Genomic DNA, 16,014 nt, shown 5'->3' with positions numbered 1-16,014 from the left:
AGATAGAGGAGTGGCAGGGTTAGCAGGCGTTGGAGTAGGGTCATTGCATTGCCACGCACTGTGCGTGCCTCGTGAGCTGACGGGTCCACACACCTGCGCATACTTTGTTGCCAGGGGTCGAGCAGTCGTAGCCACCCGAAAACTTGTAGAGAAGCAGGGCATCGCAAGCCTGGCGGTACTCGCCAGCCAGGATGTGTGCGCGCATGCTGGACTTGGCCCACGCGCCCGTACCGTATTGATAGACCCAGTTCATGTAGATGTCGTACTCGCCGGGGTGTAGGCGGGCGCCAGCAAGAGACTGCTGGAATATCTTTTCCGTGCGTGCTACGTGGGACTGCGCCTTGACAAGTGCCCGCACCGGGGTGACGGTGTCGCCCATCTTCACCGGGCTACCGTCTTCGTGGAAGGTGGATCCAAACCCCACCGTTGGGCGGTCATTGCGGGTTGGCACCATGGCCTTCTCGGCATAACCCTCATCGACCACGATGCCGACGAACGCGGACGCAGACAGACTCAGCGCAGCGACAGCGATGCGGGTACGGCTCATTGGTACATCCCCATCTTGGCGCGGTGTTCTTCTTCCTCGCGCTTGGATTTTTGTTCGATGGCTTTGTATTCGGCCATGTATACCCGGCGCTTGTGCAGGGTCTGGTAGGCCTGCAGGCACAGGCCCAGCAGGCCGACGACCATGCCGAACACCATGGCGAACTCATTCAGCGTCAGGCCGCCGATGAAGGCGGTGCCACCCCCGCCGACGGACATGCTGGTGGCGATTTTGGCCAGGGCGGTGTCGCTGGCGGCTTGGGCGGCTTGTTGTGTCACGTCGCTCATGGGTTCCCTCATGGTTTTTTAGATTTCGATCACGACCACGGGCAGCGCCGGGGCCTGGGCTTCGATGACGCCGTCGCGCACAAAAACGCGCTGGCCCACGGTGGCTTCGCCGCGCACTTGCAGCAGGCCGCCGCCGGGCAGCTCTACGGTGCAGGCGCTGCCGGCCACGGCGGTGACGGTGCCCACCTGCAATGGCGCGGGCGGGAAGATGTCAACGAATTCTTTGAAGATGTTGCGCATGGCGTGGCCTCTTAATCAGTGCCGTGGGTTTCGAGCTGCAGGGTTTGGCGCAGCGTGGGGCGGCTCCAATCCACGCTGGTGCCGCGCACGATGCCGGTGCGGGTGGTGGGCCCGTCGGTGTAGCGCACGTATTTGCCGGGCAGGATGAGGCCGGTTTCGGCCAGCACGGGCAGCTTGAGGGTGACGCGGGCCTGGGCGCCGGTGTCGGCCAGCACGGCCAGGGCGCGCTGGCGGGCGGCGTCGGCGTGGGTGATGAGGGCGTCGGTCACCATGGGGGCCACGGTGTTGCCTGCGGTGCCAGCGCGGGTGGCCTCGGCCAGCACGCCTTGCGCCACGCCGCTGACGTGCACGCGGTTATAGGCGGGCTTGGTGGTCCACTCGATTCCCTCGACCGATACCACAGCAGCAGGCAGTTGCACATCGGGCAGCACGGCGGCCCAGTCCCACGGCTTGTGCTGGTAGCGCTGCAGGATGCGCAGGGTTTGCGCCGTGGCGTGCGGCTGCACGTAGCCACCGGCGGCGGCGGCGATGGCGGTGATGGCGCTGAGGTAGTTGCCCTGGTGGCTCCAGGCGCCTGCGGGCACGAGCCAGTCGGTCAGGCCCCAGTCAATTGCCCAGCCGATGCCCACGCCGTTGACGGTGAGCACATCGGCCATGAGCTGCTGAGCGGTGCGGTCTGCGCTGTTGCCAAAGTTTTGCGTGGGCGCGTAGGGCGAATCGAGCACGGCACCCAGGCCGCGCCCGCGCACGCTGATGCGGGCGCTTCCAAAGCTGCGGTTGCTGCTGACGGACTCGGCACACAGGCGGTAGGGCACGCCGTTGATGGTGGCCTGCACTGCCACCGGCACGCCAGCCACGGGCGTGAGGTATTGGCGCAGGTGCGGCTGCATGCTGGCAGACCATTGCCACGTCCAGCTGTCGGTGTCGATGCTCATGGCAAAGCCGTCGGCGGGCAGCGGCATGCCATCTGACACGCGGGTGAGGGTGATTTGGTTGACAGTCATGTAAACCCTTCGGACAGGAACAACAACGGTTTCGCCGGGCTCGGGCCCAGGCCCCGGCCCGTGCCGCTCGCACACAAAAACCAGATGGGTACTGCCCGTCCACAACTCGTCAAAAACCAGGTGCGCGGGCAGCGTGGGTAGGTAGCAGGGGTCTGGCCCTGGAATCGGCGGCGGCACGTAGATGCCGGGCGGCGGGCGCATGGCGTTTTGGTGGTCTGCACCAAAGCCCTTGTTGAGCCACTGCGCAGGGCCTTGGCCGCTGGTGTAGCTTTTGGGGGGCGTGGGCTGGGCGACTTGCCAGTGCGTTTGGCGCAGGGGGCGGCGGTCGCGCAAACCATCCTGGTGGCGCTGGGTGAGCGGCTGGGTTTGGGCGCGGTCGGCGTTGGCGAAGGCATCGCGCAGCAGGTTGCGCACGGCGCGCACGGCGTCTTGGTGCAGGGCCACGGCGCGGGTGGCCAGGGCTGCGCCTTGGGCAAAAGCTGCGCTGGCGGTTGTCGGCGTGCGCAGTGCGTTGGTGATGGGCGCTACGGCCTGCGCGGGCGTGGGGGCGGCGTGCTGCCAGCGCGGCGCCGTGCCTGCGGGGGTGGCGGCGGTGTCTTGGGCGTTGTCTTGCGTGCCTGTTTGCAGGGGGGCGCCTGGCGTCCACGGGGCGAATGCGCGCCCCACGGTGGGGCGGCTGGTGTTGGTGAGGTATTCAGCGGGCAAGTCGGCCAGCAGCACCGGCTGCGGCAGGGTGCCAGCCAGTTGCACGGCATACACCTGCCGCATGTCCAGCAGGGCATCAAGGCCTGGCTGTGGCAGCGTGGCGGCGATGGCGGCATCGACCACCGGGCCAATGGTGATCGTGCCCTGCAAACCCGGCTGCGGCAGGGTGCCCGACAGATAGGCATCGGTGGCAACGGTGGGCGTGTCTTCGTCCGCGCCAAAGACGATCTCGACCGGCTGCCCCGTAACGGGCAGTTGCGAAAACAGCAGGTCGATTTGTGCCACGCTTTACCCCAGCACGCCCGAGGCAAGGCGTACAGAGCCGCCCGCATAAAGCTGGGTGGTGGCGAGGCGAATGGTGGCGGTGCCCGCGGTGTCAGACACGTCGCAGTCAAAAAGCGTGGCGCCGTTGGCAGAGACCCGCGCCCACACGGCGATGCCGGTGGCGGTGATAAAGGCGTCGTCCACCGGGGCCAGGGTGAGCACGCCGGCGTCAATGGTGCCTGCGGGCTTGGGGAGGGTAAAGGTCGCCAGCGGGTCGCCCACCGGTGCATCGCCCACCACGGGGCGTGCGGTGGCGTAGATGGCGATGGTGGCGCCTGTGGTGCCGGAGTCCAGGGCGTTGAGGGTGGCTTGCAACGCGGCGGCGGCGCGCTGCGCGGCGTGGGTGGCGGACAAAACAATCATGGCATGGGGTCCGGCAAAAGGTTGTCACCGGCAAAGGCCCGGTAGTTGTGCGCGTGGTCGTAGGCCAGCACGGTGTAAGGCACGCCCTGCTTGATGCCCCGGAACTCATAGGCCCCCGTGGCGGCATCGCTCCAGGTCTCGCGGACCACCAGGCCGCTGCGCTCGTCCATTAGCCGCACCTTGCGGCGCAGGGGGGTGTTGGCAGGGGTGTTCTTTTCTTTGACCGTGCCGTAGATGATGCCGAGGCCCCCATGCTCAACGTCTCGGGCAAGTTGCAGGGGGGCAGCGCGCCGGGTGCTGAAGGGCGGCACTATTGCCGAAGCGGCGATCTTCGCTTCACTGCGAAGCGTAGCAAGGTCAGACCAGTTATACGTTGGCACCTCGTCAAAATGTGCGTTTCCACGGGCTTCGTAGTGCGCCGCGATCCGCGCCTCAGACAGCGGTGTGGTGTATATCGACAAATCATCCACAACGCCGTTGAAAGCCGCCGAGGTATAAACCACGCCCCCGCCTACACAAGCGGGAAAAGTCGAGGTGCGCAGACCCGTCGCTGTAAAATCCATCGAAGCCACCAAGTTCGCATTTGCATAGACCCGGATGCCTGTTCCTGGGATGTATTGCATGACGGTGTGTGCCGAGCCATCGGCGGGTACTGCCCCTGCGGCACTTGAGCAAACGAACCCCTTTCCAGATGCAACAATGCCCATTGCCAGCGATCCATCCGTGGTGCACTCGCACAAGACGCTCCAACCGGCGCCCCATGAGCCGTCTGCGCCAGGGTCTCGGCCACGCGAAAAGAACCGTCCATCTGAACCGCCTGCCGGTCTCATCACACTGGCTTCAACGCAGATCGGTGAATTGCTGTTTCCCACGAGTGGGTCATCCAGTTTTAAATATCCGGCACCCGTAAAGCTTGTAGCGTAGGCACTTCCAGGAAATAGCCCCGCGCTACGTGCAGTGACCCCTAGCACGTTTGGTCGTAGCACCATGCCGCTACCCGCGCGGCAGTTTTTCCAGGGTGTGTCCTCATCCAGCTTGAAGAAGCAGACCGGGTTGTCGGCAAGCACCGCAGCGATGTATGCGCTTGGCATGTTTATCGGCTCCAGGGGCCAGTCATGTCGATAAATACGGTGCCAGCACCCACCGATCCGGCGGGTGGCGCACATTTGATGGCAAGCAGTTTTCGGCCCGCGTAGTCGCCAGTACCGTCAACGATTGCGCCGCTGGAAAAGGATATTCCCACGTCTTGCACTGGGTGCAACAACCCCGGAAGGGTTCCGCGCACACCTGTCGCAAAAAGTTCCAGAGCACACACCATGAGACCGTTGTTCGGCGGGTTGGGGAAAGCCCCCAACGAATACCCGGACGTACCCGCATAGACATCAGCAGTGCTGCCATTGTGATGAGCGCCAATTCGCTGCGCGGCAATGGCTTGCCCGATGGCGGTGTGGCCGCGTACCAGATAAGCCCCATTGCGTGCGTTGCGATGGGACCAGCCACAGCAGCCTTCGGGTACGCTGCTGGTGTTGGTTTGGTCCGACTGGTTACCGGTAATCAGGTAGCCGTAAGCGTCGCCGCTTTTCAGGCTGGCGATGTCGCCGCCGTACAGCAATGTGTATCGGTCACCGCCAGCCGGGGCCACGGCCAGGTAAAAGCCGCGTTCATCGGCCACCAGATACCAGGTCTTGGCGGCGGTGTTGGCTGCGTTGCTCTTGGGCCAGTACAGGCCGCCTGTGATCTGACTATCGAGCGGAGTGGGGCCTACGCCGGTACTCACATCGGTCATGGCTTCGTAGGCGCGCACGCGGGCGTTGGTGGTGCCGGTGTCGTCAATGCGCAGCACGCAGCCGGTGGCCTCGACCACGGAGGGCTTGAGGCAGGTGATGTTGGTGGCGCTGAACACCTGCTGCCAGCCCGCCGACGCGAGTTTGCTGGTGATGCTGCCGGTGGCGGCGCCGTCCGCGATGCCTGTGGCATCAAACGTGACGGAGTTGGTTGCCACACTCAGGATGCGCTTTTGCCCATTCAATCCCGTGGGGGTAGCCCCTGCGAACTCGCCCACGCTGCCCGCGGCGAATGGGTGGCCCGCGCTGTATGTAGCGGTGGCAATGCCTGCTGCCACGGCAAGTGTGGCCACAGCGCCAGACCCCCGGCCATCGACCAGGTAGGTTTTTAGCAGCGTGCTCAGTGCCCCGGCCGTGCCAGACAAAACCAGTGCGCCAGGGTCGGTGCTGGCAAAAACTTTGACTGATGTGCTCATGGTGTGTTCCTAAAAATCAAGGCCGGTCCACGTCGCCGCGCACCAGCAGAGTGAATGAATCGTCTTGCACCGATTCGGCGCCCTGCTGCACCGTGCGAACCACCCACACCGGGAACATCGCGCCCACGGTGTTGAGGCGCAGCACGTTGCCGGCCGCCCATCCGGTGCCCCAGCCCAACGCGGCCAGCGTGAAATACGGCACGCCGGTGGCGGGGTTGATGGGCGCGGTGCTGGTGTTGATGCTGCCCGTGCCCACCACGCCCACGTGCTCTCCGATGATGTCGAATGTGGTGCTGTTGGTGAAGCGCAGCGCCCAGCGCTCGGTCACCGCGCCCGCGTTGGTCACCAGCACCGGTGCCAGCACATCGTTGTAGGTGGCCGTGGCCGAGTTGCCCACGGCGGTGTCAGACCAGGTGATGCCGTCCCAGGTGGCTTGGTCAAAAAAGATGCTGACGCGGCTTTTGAGGTCGCCCGCCATGAGGGCGCTGGAGACGTAGGAGCCGGGCACCGGGTAGGCGTGCGTGACGGGGCGCGTGAAGCTGATCTCGCCGCTGATCTGCACATCGCGCACCACGGCCATGTCTTCGATGCGGTGCTCGATGGTGACGGGCTGGCTGTAGCCGGTCACGTCGGTGAAGGTGACGGTGCCCGCCTCCAGGTTGGTGGTGTAGCCGGTGTGGATTACGGCTTTGTCCGCCCCCACCACGCGCACGCGGGACAGGCGCACGCGGCCGCAGTCGATGGTTTGCGCGTTGCTGACGGTGGCGGTGATCTTGCCGGTGTGCCCCACCACGGCAAAGCCGCCGGGGCGGAAGATGGGCACGCGGCCGTCAGAGGGCAGGCGCACGGGGTCGATGCCGAGCAGGTCGGCGTCGAGGGGGAGGTAGCTGTAGGCGACGGCGTTGTAGCGCAGGCTGTTGAGCAGGGCCAGATCGGCAGGGATGGTGGTGACGCCTGCAATGCCCAGGCTGGTCAGGTCGCTGTTCATCTCGACCGGGCCGTCAGGGTCCACAAACCAGATGCGCACGAGGCCGTGTTCGTAGTCCACGATGCCTTTCACACGGGTGCCGTTGATCTTGCCGTCCACCCCCGCGGTGACGTTGAAGGTGGTGCCGTCTTGCATGGTGCCCAGCACCGACAGGCTACCGGGGCGCAGCGGCGCGGTGGCGGTGCGGAATGCGGTTTGAAACGCGGTGTAGGGCGCCGCGACGCCTTGGGCAGGCGGAACGAGCAGGCCGCGCCAGTCTTGCACCGTGGGGGCGTTGTCTGCTGCCCAGGTGGTCAGGGTGACGCGGCCAATGGTGCTGGCCACCGAGCCCGCTGGCGTGCCGCCGCCCGTGGTGGGCGATGGGTTGGCCATGAGGGTGTCGCCTGCCATCTGGCTGTATCTGTCAGAGCCCAGGCGGAACTGTGCGCCGCGCAGCACGCGGTTGGGCAGGGTGGATACGCTGATGCGCAGCTCGTTGGCGATGCCGCCTACGGAGTCGGCGTTGGGGGCCGAATTCGCGTAATTGATGGTGACGGATTGATCGGGGACCAATGATGTCGTGCGCGATTTCGCACTACCAATACCGTCCCATGATGTGTACGTCGTGAAGTTCGCAACGCCGCCGATGCTCATATCAGTACCTCCCTTGAATCAACGGTGATTGGCCTACTTCGGGCAAATTGGAGGGGATTGCCAGCGTGAAAGCGCCCGTGGCGTAGTTGATCGTTCCGCACTCTATGGGGCTGAAATCCCAGTAACCAGGGCTCATATACAGCTTTTCATTGCGGTCGGAAAAGCGCCACTGCACGTAGCGATTGGTAGTCCCAGCCGCGTAGAAAGAGTACGCAGCCCAGGTGTACTGGCTGTCAATCGTCGCCCAAAAACTCACGCTGCCCGGAGTGATATTGGTGGCCCCGATGTTCCCTGCCGACCCCAGCGATACGCCGGGGGATTCAAGCCCCGTGTTGGCGGTGGTATCCAGCAGCAGCGGTGTGCCGGGTGGTGGCAACACGTTGGGGCTGACGCGCACCACGCCCGCCGAATAGTCGATGGTGCCGGTGGCGTCGCCCGTCAAATTGCCCAGGCCATCGTCGATGGCAACCTTGGTGCCGTTGTGGCTCCAGCCCACGGTGACGGAGCCGGGGGCAATGGCCTTGCTGCCACGTTCTTCGCTTATGAGGCCGCTGGTGTTGATGGGGATGTAGGCTTTGCCGCTGTTGAGCAGGGGCGCGGTGGCGGCAGGAAACTGCTGCACGGCCGAATACGCTTGCACCACCAGGGCGCTGCCCACATCGGGTAAGGCCCCCAGCGTGACGACGACAGAGCCGGTGGTGTGGTTGACGGTGCCCGCGCCGTGGGCCGAGTCGTTGCCCGCCAGCCGCCCGCTGCCGTCGTCCCGCAGGGTGTACCAGCGGCCTTGCGCAAGGTATGCCACATTGGTTGTGAGCGGCAGGGGTGGCGTGCCCAAGGTGAAGGCATAGCTCAGGCTGCGACCCTCGACCGTGATGGGCACGATGGATTGCTCGGAGATCATCTCGGGCAGCTCTGCGGGCGTGAAGGTGACCTGGTGCGTGCCGGTGCCGGTGCCGAACACATTGGCCGTAAGGACCAGAATGCCGTTGCCGTAATCCACCGTGCCCACCTGCGCGCCGGCGTTGACCAGCGTGCCGCCCAGGTCGGCGAGGGTGATGCCGTCGCGCACCACCGTGAGCGAGCCGGGGTAGATGGGACCGCCCACGTGCAGGTTTTGCGATGTTGTGAAGCCCAGCGACAGCGTGCGCGTGAGCGGCCCGCCCGTGGCCACCAGGGCTTGCGCGAGGCCGTTCATGCGAATGTCGCTCAGGGGCGTTTCGGTCTGAGCACTGGGCACCAGTTGCGTGTAGATCGTGGAGCTTTTGACGGTGAAGTCGCCCAGGGCAGCAGCCTGTGTGAGCGGCACTACGCCGGTGTAGCTGCCTGCGTCGGCCACCACGGTGTCGCGCACTTTGGTGCCGGTGGCAAGGCGGGTGAAGAAGCGTGTAGCGGGAGAACCCGGCATGTCTGCGCGCAGGGCATCGCTCAGGTCCATGGTGACGATGGCGGCTTTGTAGTCGCCCTGGCTGTCGGTGAAGGTGCGCTCGACAGAGGTGACTTTGGTCGCCCGCACGTACTGCTCTTTCTGGTCGCTCTTGCCCTCGTTCCAGGTCAGCACCAGCGTCTGGCCGACATTGGGCAGCACATCGGTAACCCGCTGGAAAAGCTGGATCACGCGCTGGCCTGCGATGTGGTTTTCGTACAGGTACCCGGCCCACTCGGGGCCTTTGTTCAGGTAGGCCTCCACCCGGCTTTGGGCGCTGGCGCGGCGGTCGAAGGTTTCTTTGGTCGAGAACAACGTCACCGAGACGTTCGGGTCATCGGGCGGGTCGGCCACGATGACGTTGCCACCCAGGTAGGTGTCGCGGTCGGCAGTTTGCACATGCACATGCAGCTTGCGCAGGTTGATGCGCCCGCCCGCGCGGTCCAACTCGCTGATGTCCGGGAAGATGGCGTTGCTGGCACCATCGACGATGGCCGTAGCCGTGGGGGCGCCGCCGCCCTCGGGCACGTCGTCCATGACTTGCGAGGCTACGAGCTTGATGTCGCCGGAGAGGATGGGCATTTTTTGTTAAACCTCGATCAGCCGCACGGTGGCGACGTAGGGGTGGGTGGCGGTGGGCAGCTCGGGGCGGGCCACGGGGCGGGCTTCGATGGGGGTGCCGGGGGCAAATTGCACGTTGAAGGTGCGGCCATCGGCCAGGGCCAGGGCGTGCACGGCGCCGGGGTCTGCGGCCAGGGCGTAAAGGGCTTGCAGCACGCTGCGGGCGATCCAGCCGGCGTCGTCTTGGGCCTGCAGGGTGATGGCGCGGCCCGCCTGGCGCGTGGCCACATCGACCAGCAGCGCGCCGGTGAGGCTGTATTCGGTGGATTTTTCGACGGCGTGCCAGTCGAATTCGTCCACCCACACCATGCCGCGCGGGATGATGGTGGTGCCGAGGGTGTGGTGGGTGGTGGGCATGGCGGGTTACTGGGCGGTGCTTTTGGCGGCTGCAAGGTCACGCATGAACGCCTGCAAAGTCGCAGCGCCAGAGGCATCGGTGTTCATCTGGCCGTAGTCCCTGCCGTTTTGCTGCAGGTTGATCGTGACGGTCTGGCCGCTGCGCATGGATTCGAGCGGGGTCTGGGTGGATGTGGTGGCGTTACCGTTGCCCTTCATGGTGTTGCGCAGGGCAATTGCATCCACCTCGGCTTGCCACTCGGCCAGCGTGGTTTGGCGCCCGAATCCGTCTGTTTTGGTGGTGAACGGGTTGTTCTTGGCGTACTGCTTTTCCCACTCGGCCAGCCAGGCGTCGGCCTGTTCTTTCGACTCGAAAGACGGCACCGCGTCCACCGGGTTCATATTGCCCCGGTTCATGAACTTGCTGGCTTCGAGGTCTTTGTTGTAGGCATCACGGCGGGCCTGTTCGGCAGCGGCCAGCATTTGCCCGGCGGCGGCCAGGTCTTTGACCTGCTGGCTGGCGGTGGCGGCGTCGATGCCCATTTGCTTGAGGGCTGCCGAGACATCAATGACTGCCTTTTCCACCCCTTTGACGGCGCCCTTTGCAGCATCCATGAATACCACGGTGGCTTTGCCTGCAGCGTCCACCTCGACTTTGTAGCCACGCGCTGCGGCCTCGTTATTGACCCATTCGGTAGCGACGCCGCTGTTGGCGGCAATGATGGCGTCAGCCGTCTTTTTGAAGCCATCTTGCAGCTCGCGTGCGCTGGCGGTACCGCTTTCTTTGAGCTTGTCGTAAGCGTCCTTTGCGGTAGCTGCTGTGCGCCTCAAAGATTCATCACTGGTGACCCCAAGCGCCTTCATCGCCTCTGCAACGCTGTTGATGCCTGGCTTGGCCTTGTCCAGCGCATCACCCAGTTCTTGTGCTTTTTGCTTGGCCTGGTCGAGCAGGCCGTCTGTCACTTTGTCACCGAGCTGCTTGCGCATGGACTCAATGCGCGCGATCACAGCATCAATGGCCTTTTGTCCGTCTGCGGTGTCGATGGCTTTGGTGATGCTTGCCGCCAGCACGCGGCCGGTGTCCACGCCCTGGGATTCGAGGCGATCAAGCCCGCCGATGATGGCCTCAAGATCGTTCAGGGCGCTGCGAGAGGCAGCGCCTATCTTCCCTTGCAAACCATCGAAGTCGAGCCCTGTACGCTTGACGGATTCACGCAAAATGCCATCCATCATCTGCGCTACACGCTCGCCTTCACGGGCAGAGCCTGAAAAGGCAGCGCGGGCCATCACTTCAAATTGCGCGAGGTCTTTGCCGCTCAGCGCTTGCGCCCAAGCCTTTTCAATCTCTGACGCCGACACCTTGCCGTCAGCCGTCAATTTGTCGAGCGTCGCAGAAAAGTCTTTGATCCCTTGAACATTGCTTAGATCAAAAGCTGCGGCGACTTTTTTTAGCGCCTCGGCCGAGCTGGCCCCTTCTTTTGTCAGCTTCTCAAACTCAGCAACGCCTGCACGCGCCGCTTTCGATAGCTCGAACTGTTTGTCAATCGCGGTCTGTATTGCAGCGGCAAGGCGCACACGATCAGAGGCGGCCTCCTTTGCAATATCGGCTGCCAGCTTGTCAGCGCGTGCCAGCTCTTCCGTCCGGTCCTTGTAGCCAACCAACTTGGCGGTTGTCTCACCAATCCATGTGCCGATGTCTTTGAAATTGACAGCAAGACCAATCAGCGTGAACGTGCGCAAGCCGCGCAAGATAGAAGCAAAACGCCCCGCACCCACAGCCGCAGCGTTTGCTGCTGCGCCGGTGGCTGCCATCTGAACGTTGTGGGCGGCCACTGCAACAGCAGCCTGCTGTGCAGCGGCACCAATGCCAAGAAAGTGCTTCGCCAACTGAAGGGCAGCAAAACCGGCTGCAGCCTGCCCCGCATCAATCAAAAGGCCCGCAATAGTGTTGAGGTTGCCCGCCAGCGCGTTGATGACAGAGGCTGCGGCTGTGCTGGCCCCTGTAGCCTTGTCTGTCTCTGCCACATACAACGTCCACTGTGTGGACAAGTCTTGCAGAGCCCGGCCAACCGTGGGCGGCAGCTTGCTGAATTCAGACGATACAGCGTCACTTTGCCCCTTGAGCGCCCCGATGACTGTTTCGCTGGTGAGTGCGCCAGCCTCTGCCATCTTGCGCAACTCGCCTGTTGTCACACCCAGGCCATCTGCCAGCGCACGCGCGAGACGCGGGCTCTGCTCCATGATCGAATTGAATTCGTCGCCGCGCAGCACGCCGCCCTGAAGGCCTTGCACAAGCTGTGTGATGGCTGCGCTGGATGCCCCAGCACTTGCGCCGCTGAGCTGAATGGCCTGGTTGATCGTTTCCGTCAAGGCCAAAGACTGCTCGGTGGCGGCGGCCGTTGACATGCCAGCATCTTTGCCAGCCTGCACCAAGCGCGTGAAGAGCACGCCGGTTTCTTCCAGCGCACTGTGCGTGCGCAAGGCCACATCAGTGACCCCCTGCCAGGCATTGGCAAAGTTATCGCCCTCACCAGTGACCAGTTGCACGCGCGCTTGCAAGTTTTTGTACTGGTCCGATATTTCGCCGACACTTTTGGCGAAATCGACCACCTTACCAACGGCGAACGCACCAGCCACAGCGCCTGCAATTTCTTTCAGCGCGCCCTGATAGATTTTTGTGCTGTTTGATGCGCGGTCGGTTGCCTGGGCTGTGTCAATTCCAGCTTTTTGGCCTGCACCACCCATTTCTTTCAGACGGGCGCTGGCGCTTGCCACCGATGCCTCTACCTCGCTGACACCTTTTCGCAACGCGGCCTGCTTTTGCGCCAAGCCAGTCGTTTCGATGTTGTTTTCTTTCAGCGCGCCACGCAAGCCCTGCAGCTTCAATTGAGCGGATTGGTACGCATCTTTGGTGCCGTTGACCGCATCGCGCGCACGGGCAAATTCTGCTGCCTGCGTTTTGGTGGGGTTACTTGTGGCGGCCAACTCCCGCCCAAGTTTCTGAGCATTTGCCTGCGCTGCAGCGAAGGCAGCGGCAGCCTCTTCCGTTTCTTTCTTGACCTTGACGAAATTGGCAATCAACTCCTGCTGCGAGCTGAGATCATCCAGCTGCTTGTTGAGCGCGTTGATCTCAGCATCACCCGTGGTTTTTGCTTCGATCAGGATTTCGATTGGCTTCGTTGCCATTGGCGGGCGGTCTCGGGTAGGTTTGGGCAGTGCGGCGGCTTCAACTGCCGCCGTTTTGCATGGGCGGCACTGGAAGGCGCACGGCGCGCGGGGCGCCGTGGTGGGTTGGGCTTAGACGACGACGGGGCGGCCGTCGCAGTAGATGGCTTCGCCGTTGGCGGGCTTGAGGGCTTCGAGGCCGAATTCCATGGCGACCACGTCGGTGCCCTCGGCAATCAGGGCCAGGTCGCCGCTGGGGGTGAGGGTGACTTTGGGCAGGTACCAGTCGCGGTTGCCGCCGGTGGCGTTGTCGGACACCACGCGCAGCGCGCCTTGCAGCTCAGATTTGCCGCCGGACTTGACCGACTCGAACGAGGCCGCCACGGGCGTGTAGCCAAACTGCACTTTGCCCGCAACGATGGCGCCGCCTTCGATGATCTGCACCCGGCCGGTTTCAAGGTCGAGGTTGTAGTCGGTGCCTGCGATGTAGGTAGCGGTGCCTGCCTCGTCCTTGACGGTGACCACACTGACGTTGCGCACGCCCAGGGGGTTGGCTGCGGTGGCGCCCAGCTGGTATTGGCGGCCTGGGATGACGTTGCGCAGCTCGCCGGTGACGGGCGTGGCGGCCTGGGTCTTTTTCTCGAGCGTGCCAGACAGCCACAGCGCGGCGTTGGACGGGCTGAAGTTGTCGCAGTTGACGGTGCCGGTGCGGTCGACCTGAATGACCCAAGAACCGTCTTTTTGGCGCAGGCCGGTCTCGCTGGAGAAGTGGTCGGATTTTTCGGTGCTGATGCTCAGGGTGATGCCGGGGCAGTTGCCCAGGGCGATTTCGCCGGTGAGCTGTTCGTTGGCGTCGAAGGGGTCGAAATACACGCGGCCGCGGGGGATGAGGTATTCGTTTTTGACGTGCTGGATGGGCATGGGGGCCTCCTGAAAATGGGTTTACTCTTGCCCGCGATAGAGGGCGGTGGTGGAAAAGACGAGCTCGTAGCCCACCAGCCCTTCGGTGGCCAGCATGGGTTCGCTGATGCGGGTGAGGGCCAATGGCTCCCAGCCCCTGCCCTGCTGCTGGCCGGGCATCCAGCCATGCAGGGCCCCGATGACGGCGGCCAGGGCGGTGTCGATTTGCTCGGCGGCGGTGTCGCTGCGGCGCACGATGAGCGTCACCGTCCACTCAGGCGAGACCAGCACGCCTGTGCCGCGCCGGTCTGCCACGTTTGCACCCAGGCAGCGCAGGTCTGCAGCAGGCACGGGGGCGCGTTCAACGTCTTCTGCGTTGGTGCGCACGGCCCAGCCGGTGAGGGCTGGCAGGGCCTGCAGGCGGGACTTGAGGGGGGTGGCGAGGGAGAGCATGGGTCAGCGCCTGGCTTATGCCTTGGGGTACACGGTCAGCACAACCCAGCCGCCCGCGTCGGGCTGCACGGGGCCGGTGACGATGTGGGCAACGCCGTCAATCACCAGCTCGCTGCCTTCTTTGATGCCCGGCGTGTTGGCAATGCAATACGCCACGGTGAGGGCGGCTGTATCGACTGCGGCGCCGAAGGAGTCGGCGCTGGTGCGGTCGAGCAGGACGCCGAAAGGCTCGCCACCCAGGTGCACTGCCGTGGCGTTGGCCAGCATGGATTGCACACCCGCGTTAAGGGATTGCTCCACCAGCGCAAAGGGGTTCAAGGGGCGAGCAGTCATGGCGATCAGCGCACCGTTGCGGCCATGGCGGCGTTGACGCGGTAGGGAACCGGCAGCGGCGCGGACTGCAGCAGCAGGTAGCGCACTGCGGGGTCTTTCTCAACCCACGATTTCGCAAAGTAAGGCACGGCCTGAAAGCCCGCTTCTTCGTCACGAATGGCGCCATAGGCGCGGGTTCCTTCCAGCTCTGGGCTGGTGATGATGACGGTGTGATCTGGCAGGTAGGGGGTGAGCACCTTGGTGTCAGGGTGCTCATACCAGCCAGCGTAAACCCAGATGTCGAAGTTGCCGATGTTGCCCATGTAGCGGCCGCCTTCTCCCGATACGGTGGGGTTGAGCTGGTCGTTTCCACGGAAGCGATCGAGCAGCTTGGTGACGCTAGCGGATGCACTGAACAGGCGCCAGGCTTTTGCATCCATGACAATGGTGTTGGCATTGGCGCCGGAGTGCTGGGTTACCAGCATGGACCAGTCTTCGATGTCTTTGAGCGGATCAACACCAGACTCGCCCCAGCGCGCCGTGGTGAGCAGCTTTTTGGTGAGGTCTGCATGGCGCCCGAAGTCGAGTTCAACCTTGGGGTACATGTCGCCCTCAACCACCACCTTGCCAGTGAGCAAGGCTTCGGTGGCCATGACTTCCTGGCGGCGGGTGAGCATGTCGATCTGGTCTTGCAGATCGGTGGCCAGCAGGGCTTGCAGGCGCTGGGCTGGGTTAAGTTCGCCGCCAATGCGCTCGCCAATGGAACGCTTGAAGGGACGGCTGCCATCAAACACGCGCTTGTCTTTGATGTAAGCGGGCTTGAAGGCCTGTGTGGTGTGGCCCTGGGATTGCACCACCTTGCCCGCCACGATGGGCGAGACAAAGGGGGCCAGGCGGCGCGAGCCGTTGGCTACGTCGAAATGGATTTCTTCGCTGGTTTCGGTCTGCAGCGCAGTGAAGAACGAATTGAAAATGAATGGCTGCGGCGCGGGCAGCTCGGCAACGACGCGGGCGAGGACGCCAGTGGTAAAAATGTCCATGGTGGTGCGGCTCCGTGGTGAGGTGGTGAGGCGAGTTAGGCAGAAACGGCGGGCAGCAGGGCGATGCCCTTGGCGCGCAGGCCTTCGGTGATGCTGGCGACGGTGTGGGCGGTGCCCAGCGTGAGCGCGTTGGCGTTGAAGTCGCCGCGTGAGTACGCCAGGGCAGGCTTATCTGCAGAGGTAGCGTCGCAGTCTTCCGCAAGGATGAGGTCTGGCACTTGGCTGCCATCAGCAGCGGCCGAGAGGCTGAGCTGGTATTTGCCGCCCGTGGTGATCTTGCCAATGACTGCGCCGCGCACCAGGTTCTGTCCGCTGACAATGGTGACGGTGCGCGCCACCAGCAGGTGGGCGTTGCCTGCAACGAGGCTGTCTGGCACGTAGGTGCCTTCGGTTTTGAAGCTGGCTTTGTGGTCCAT

Annotated in this window: 16 protein-coding genes; all 16 read right to left on the bottom strand. The window is 63.9% G+C overall.

The window, feature by feature from the left end; all coding sequences use genetic code 11:
• Positions 1-40: 40 nt before the first annotated feature.
• The 16 genes from J8G26_RS09085 to J8G26_RS09010 all read right to left on the bottom strand — a co-directional run bounded on the left by J8G26_RS09085 (position 41) and on the right by J8G26_RS09010 (position 16,014).
• A complete protein-coding gene (locus J8G26_RS09085; RefSeq protein ID WP_210568698.1) occupies positions 41-547 on the bottom strand; it encodes a lysozyme in 507 nt (168 codons plus the stop codon).
• On the bottom strand, positions 544-831 hold the full coding sequence (locus J8G26_RS09080; RefSeq protein ID WP_210568697.1) for a hypothetical protein: 288 nt from the start codon (positions 829-831) through the stop codon (positions 544-546). Before J8G26_RS09080 ends, J8G26_RS09085 begins: the two co-directional genes overlap by 4 nt.
• 18 nt (positions 832-849) lie before the next feature.
• Complete coding sequence (locus J8G26_RS09075) at positions 850-1,071, bottom strand: hypothetical protein (protein WP_210568696.1); 222 nt, start codon at positions 1,069-1,071, stop codon at positions 850-852.
• An 11-nt stretch (positions 1,072-1,082) separates the two neighbouring features.
• Positions 1,083-3,065 carry a hypothetical protein gene (locus J8G26_RS09070; RefSeq protein ID WP_210568695.1) on the bottom strand — a complete coding sequence of 661 codons (1,983 nt, stop codon included), beginning with the start codon at positions 3,063-3,065 and terminating at the stop codon, positions 1,083-1,085.
• A gap of 3 nt (positions 3,066-3,068) precedes the next feature.
• On the bottom strand, positions 3,069-3,467 hold the full coding sequence (locus J8G26_RS09065) for a hypothetical protein (protein WP_210568694.1): 399 nt from the start codon (positions 3,465-3,467) through the stop codon (positions 3,069-3,071).
• On the bottom strand, positions 3,464-4,456 hold the full coding sequence (locus J8G26_RS09060; protein ID WP_246881325.1) for a LamG domain-containing protein: 993 nt from the start codon (positions 4,454-4,456) through the stop codon (positions 3,464-3,466). The genes J8G26_RS09065 and J8G26_RS09060 overlap by 4 nt, the downstream gene beginning before the upstream one ends.
• 104 nt (positions 4,457-4,560) lie before the next feature.
• Positions 4,561-5,727, bottom strand: coding sequence for a hypothetical protein (locus J8G26_RS09055; RefSeq protein WP_210568692.1), 1,167 nt, complete (start codon positions 5,725-5,727; stop codon positions 4,561-4,563).
• Between the two features lie 16 nt (positions 5,728-5,743).
• Positions 5,744-7,267, bottom strand: a complete 1,524-nt coding sequence (locus J8G26_RS09050; RefSeq protein ID WP_210568691.1) for a hypothetical protein — start codon at positions 7,265-7,267, stop codon at positions 5,744-5,746.
• An 82-nt stretch (positions 7,268-7,349) separates the two neighbouring features.
• Complete coding sequence (locus tag J8G26_RS09045) at positions 7,350-9,353, bottom strand: hypothetical protein (protein ID WP_210568690.1); 2,004 nt, start codon at positions 9,351-9,353, stop codon at positions 7,350-7,352.
• A gap of 6 nt (positions 9,354-9,359) precedes the next feature.
• Entirely contained in the window at positions 9,360-9,749 is a 390-nt protein-coding gene (locus J8G26_RS09040) for a hypothetical protein (protein WP_246881315.1), read from the bottom strand.
• Between the two features lie 6 nt (positions 9,750-9,755).
• Complete coding sequence (locus J8G26_RS09035; protein ID WP_246881314.1) at positions 9,756-12,809, bottom strand: tape measure protein; 3,054 nt, start codon at positions 12,807-12,809, stop codon at positions 9,756-9,758.
• A gap of 216 nt (positions 12,810-13,025) precedes the next feature.
• The gene (locus tag J8G26_RS09030) at positions 13,026-13,814 is read right to left on the bottom strand and encodes a hypothetical protein (protein WP_210568688.1); all 789 of its coding nucleotides are present in this window, start codon (positions 13,812-13,814) and stop codon (positions 13,026-13,028) included.
• Between the two features lie 21 nt (positions 13,815-13,835).
• The gene (locus J8G26_RS09025) at positions 13,836-14,246 is read right to left on the bottom strand and encodes a hypothetical protein (protein WP_210568687.1); all 411 of its coding nucleotides are present in this window, start codon (positions 14,244-14,246) and stop codon (positions 13,836-13,838) included.
• Between the two features lie 15 nt (positions 14,247-14,261).
• Positions 14,262-14,579 (bottom strand): hypothetical protein, encoded by a 318-nt coding sequence (locus tag J8G26_RS09020; RefSeq protein WP_210568686.1) that lies wholly within the window; start codon positions 14,577-14,579, stop codon positions 14,262-14,264.
• A 5-nt stretch (positions 14,580-14,584) separates the two neighbouring features.
• Positions 14,585-15,598, bottom strand: a complete 1,014-nt coding sequence (locus J8G26_RS09015; RefSeq protein WP_210568685.1) for a major capsid protein — start codon at positions 15,596-15,598, stop codon at positions 14,585-14,587.
• Between the two features lie 35 nt (positions 15,599-15,633).
• Complete coding sequence (locus tag J8G26_RS09010) at positions 15,634-16,014, bottom strand: head decoration protein (protein WP_210568684.1); 381 nt, start codon at positions 16,012-16,014, stop codon at positions 15,634-15,636.

This window comes from Acidovorax sp. JG5, assembly GCF_017939685.1.
Taxonomy (GTDB): domain Bacteria; phylum Pseudomonadota; class Gammaproteobacteria; order Burkholderiales; family Burkholderiaceae_C; genus Acidovorax.
Note: the sequence above shows the minus strand (reverse complement) of the source record. Positions and strands in the feature narration are given on the sequence as shown.

Excerpts from the sequence above, each read along its gene's own strand:
- J8G26_RS09085 (WP_210568698.1), bottom strand. The coding sequence starts at position 547 with ATGAGCCGTACCCGCATCGCTGTCGCTGCGCTGAGTCTGTCTGCGTCC.
- J8G26_RS09080 (WP_210568697.1), bottom strand. The coding sequence starts at position 831 with ATGAGCGACGTGACACAACAAGCCGCCCAAGCCGCCAGCGACACCGCC.
- J8G26_RS09075 (WP_210568696.1), bottom strand. The coding sequence starts at position 1,071 with ATGCGCAACATCTTCAAAGAATTCGTTGACATCTTCCCGCCCGCGCCA.
- J8G26_RS09065 (WP_210568694.1), bottom strand. The coding sequence starts at position 3,467 with ATGATTGTTTTGTCCGCCACCCACGCCGCGCAGCGCGCCGCCGCCGCG.
- J8G26_RS09060 (WP_246881325.1), bottom strand. The coding sequence starts at position 4,456 with ATGGTGCTACGACCAAACGTGCTAGGGGTCACTGCACGTAGCGCGGGG.
- J8G26_RS09055 (WP_210568692.1), bottom strand. The coding sequence starts at position 5,727 with ATGAGCACATCAGTCAAAGTTTTTGCCAGCACCGACCCTGGCGCACTG.
- J8G26_RS09045 (WP_210568690.1), bottom strand. The coding sequence starts at position 9,353 with ATGCCCATCCTCTCCGGCGACATCAAGCTCGTAGCCTCGCAAGTCATG.
- J8G26_RS09040 (WP_246881315.1), bottom strand. The coding sequence starts at position 9,749 with ATGCCCACCACCCACCACACCCTCGGCACCACCATCATCCCGCGCGGC.
- J8G26_RS09030 (WP_210568688.1), bottom strand. The coding sequence starts at position 13,814 with ATGCCCATCCAGCACGTCAAAAACGAATACCTCATCCCCCGCGGCCGC.
- J8G26_RS09025 (WP_210568687.1), bottom strand. The coding sequence starts at position 14,246 with ATGCTCTCCCTCGCCACCCCCCTCAAGTCCCGCCTGCAGGCCCTGCCA.
- J8G26_RS09020 (WP_210568686.1), bottom strand. The coding sequence starts at position 14,579 with ATGACTGCTCGCCCCTTGAACCCCTTTGCGCTGGTGGAGCAATCCCTT.
- J8G26_RS09015 (WP_210568685.1), bottom strand. The coding sequence starts at position 15,598 with ATGGACATTTTTACCACTGGCGTCCTCGCCCGCGTCGTTGCCGAGCTG.
- J8G26_RS09010 (WP_210568684.1), bottom strand. The coding sequence starts at position 16,014 with ATGGACCACAAAGCCAGCTTCAAAACCGAAGGCACCTACGTGCCAGAC.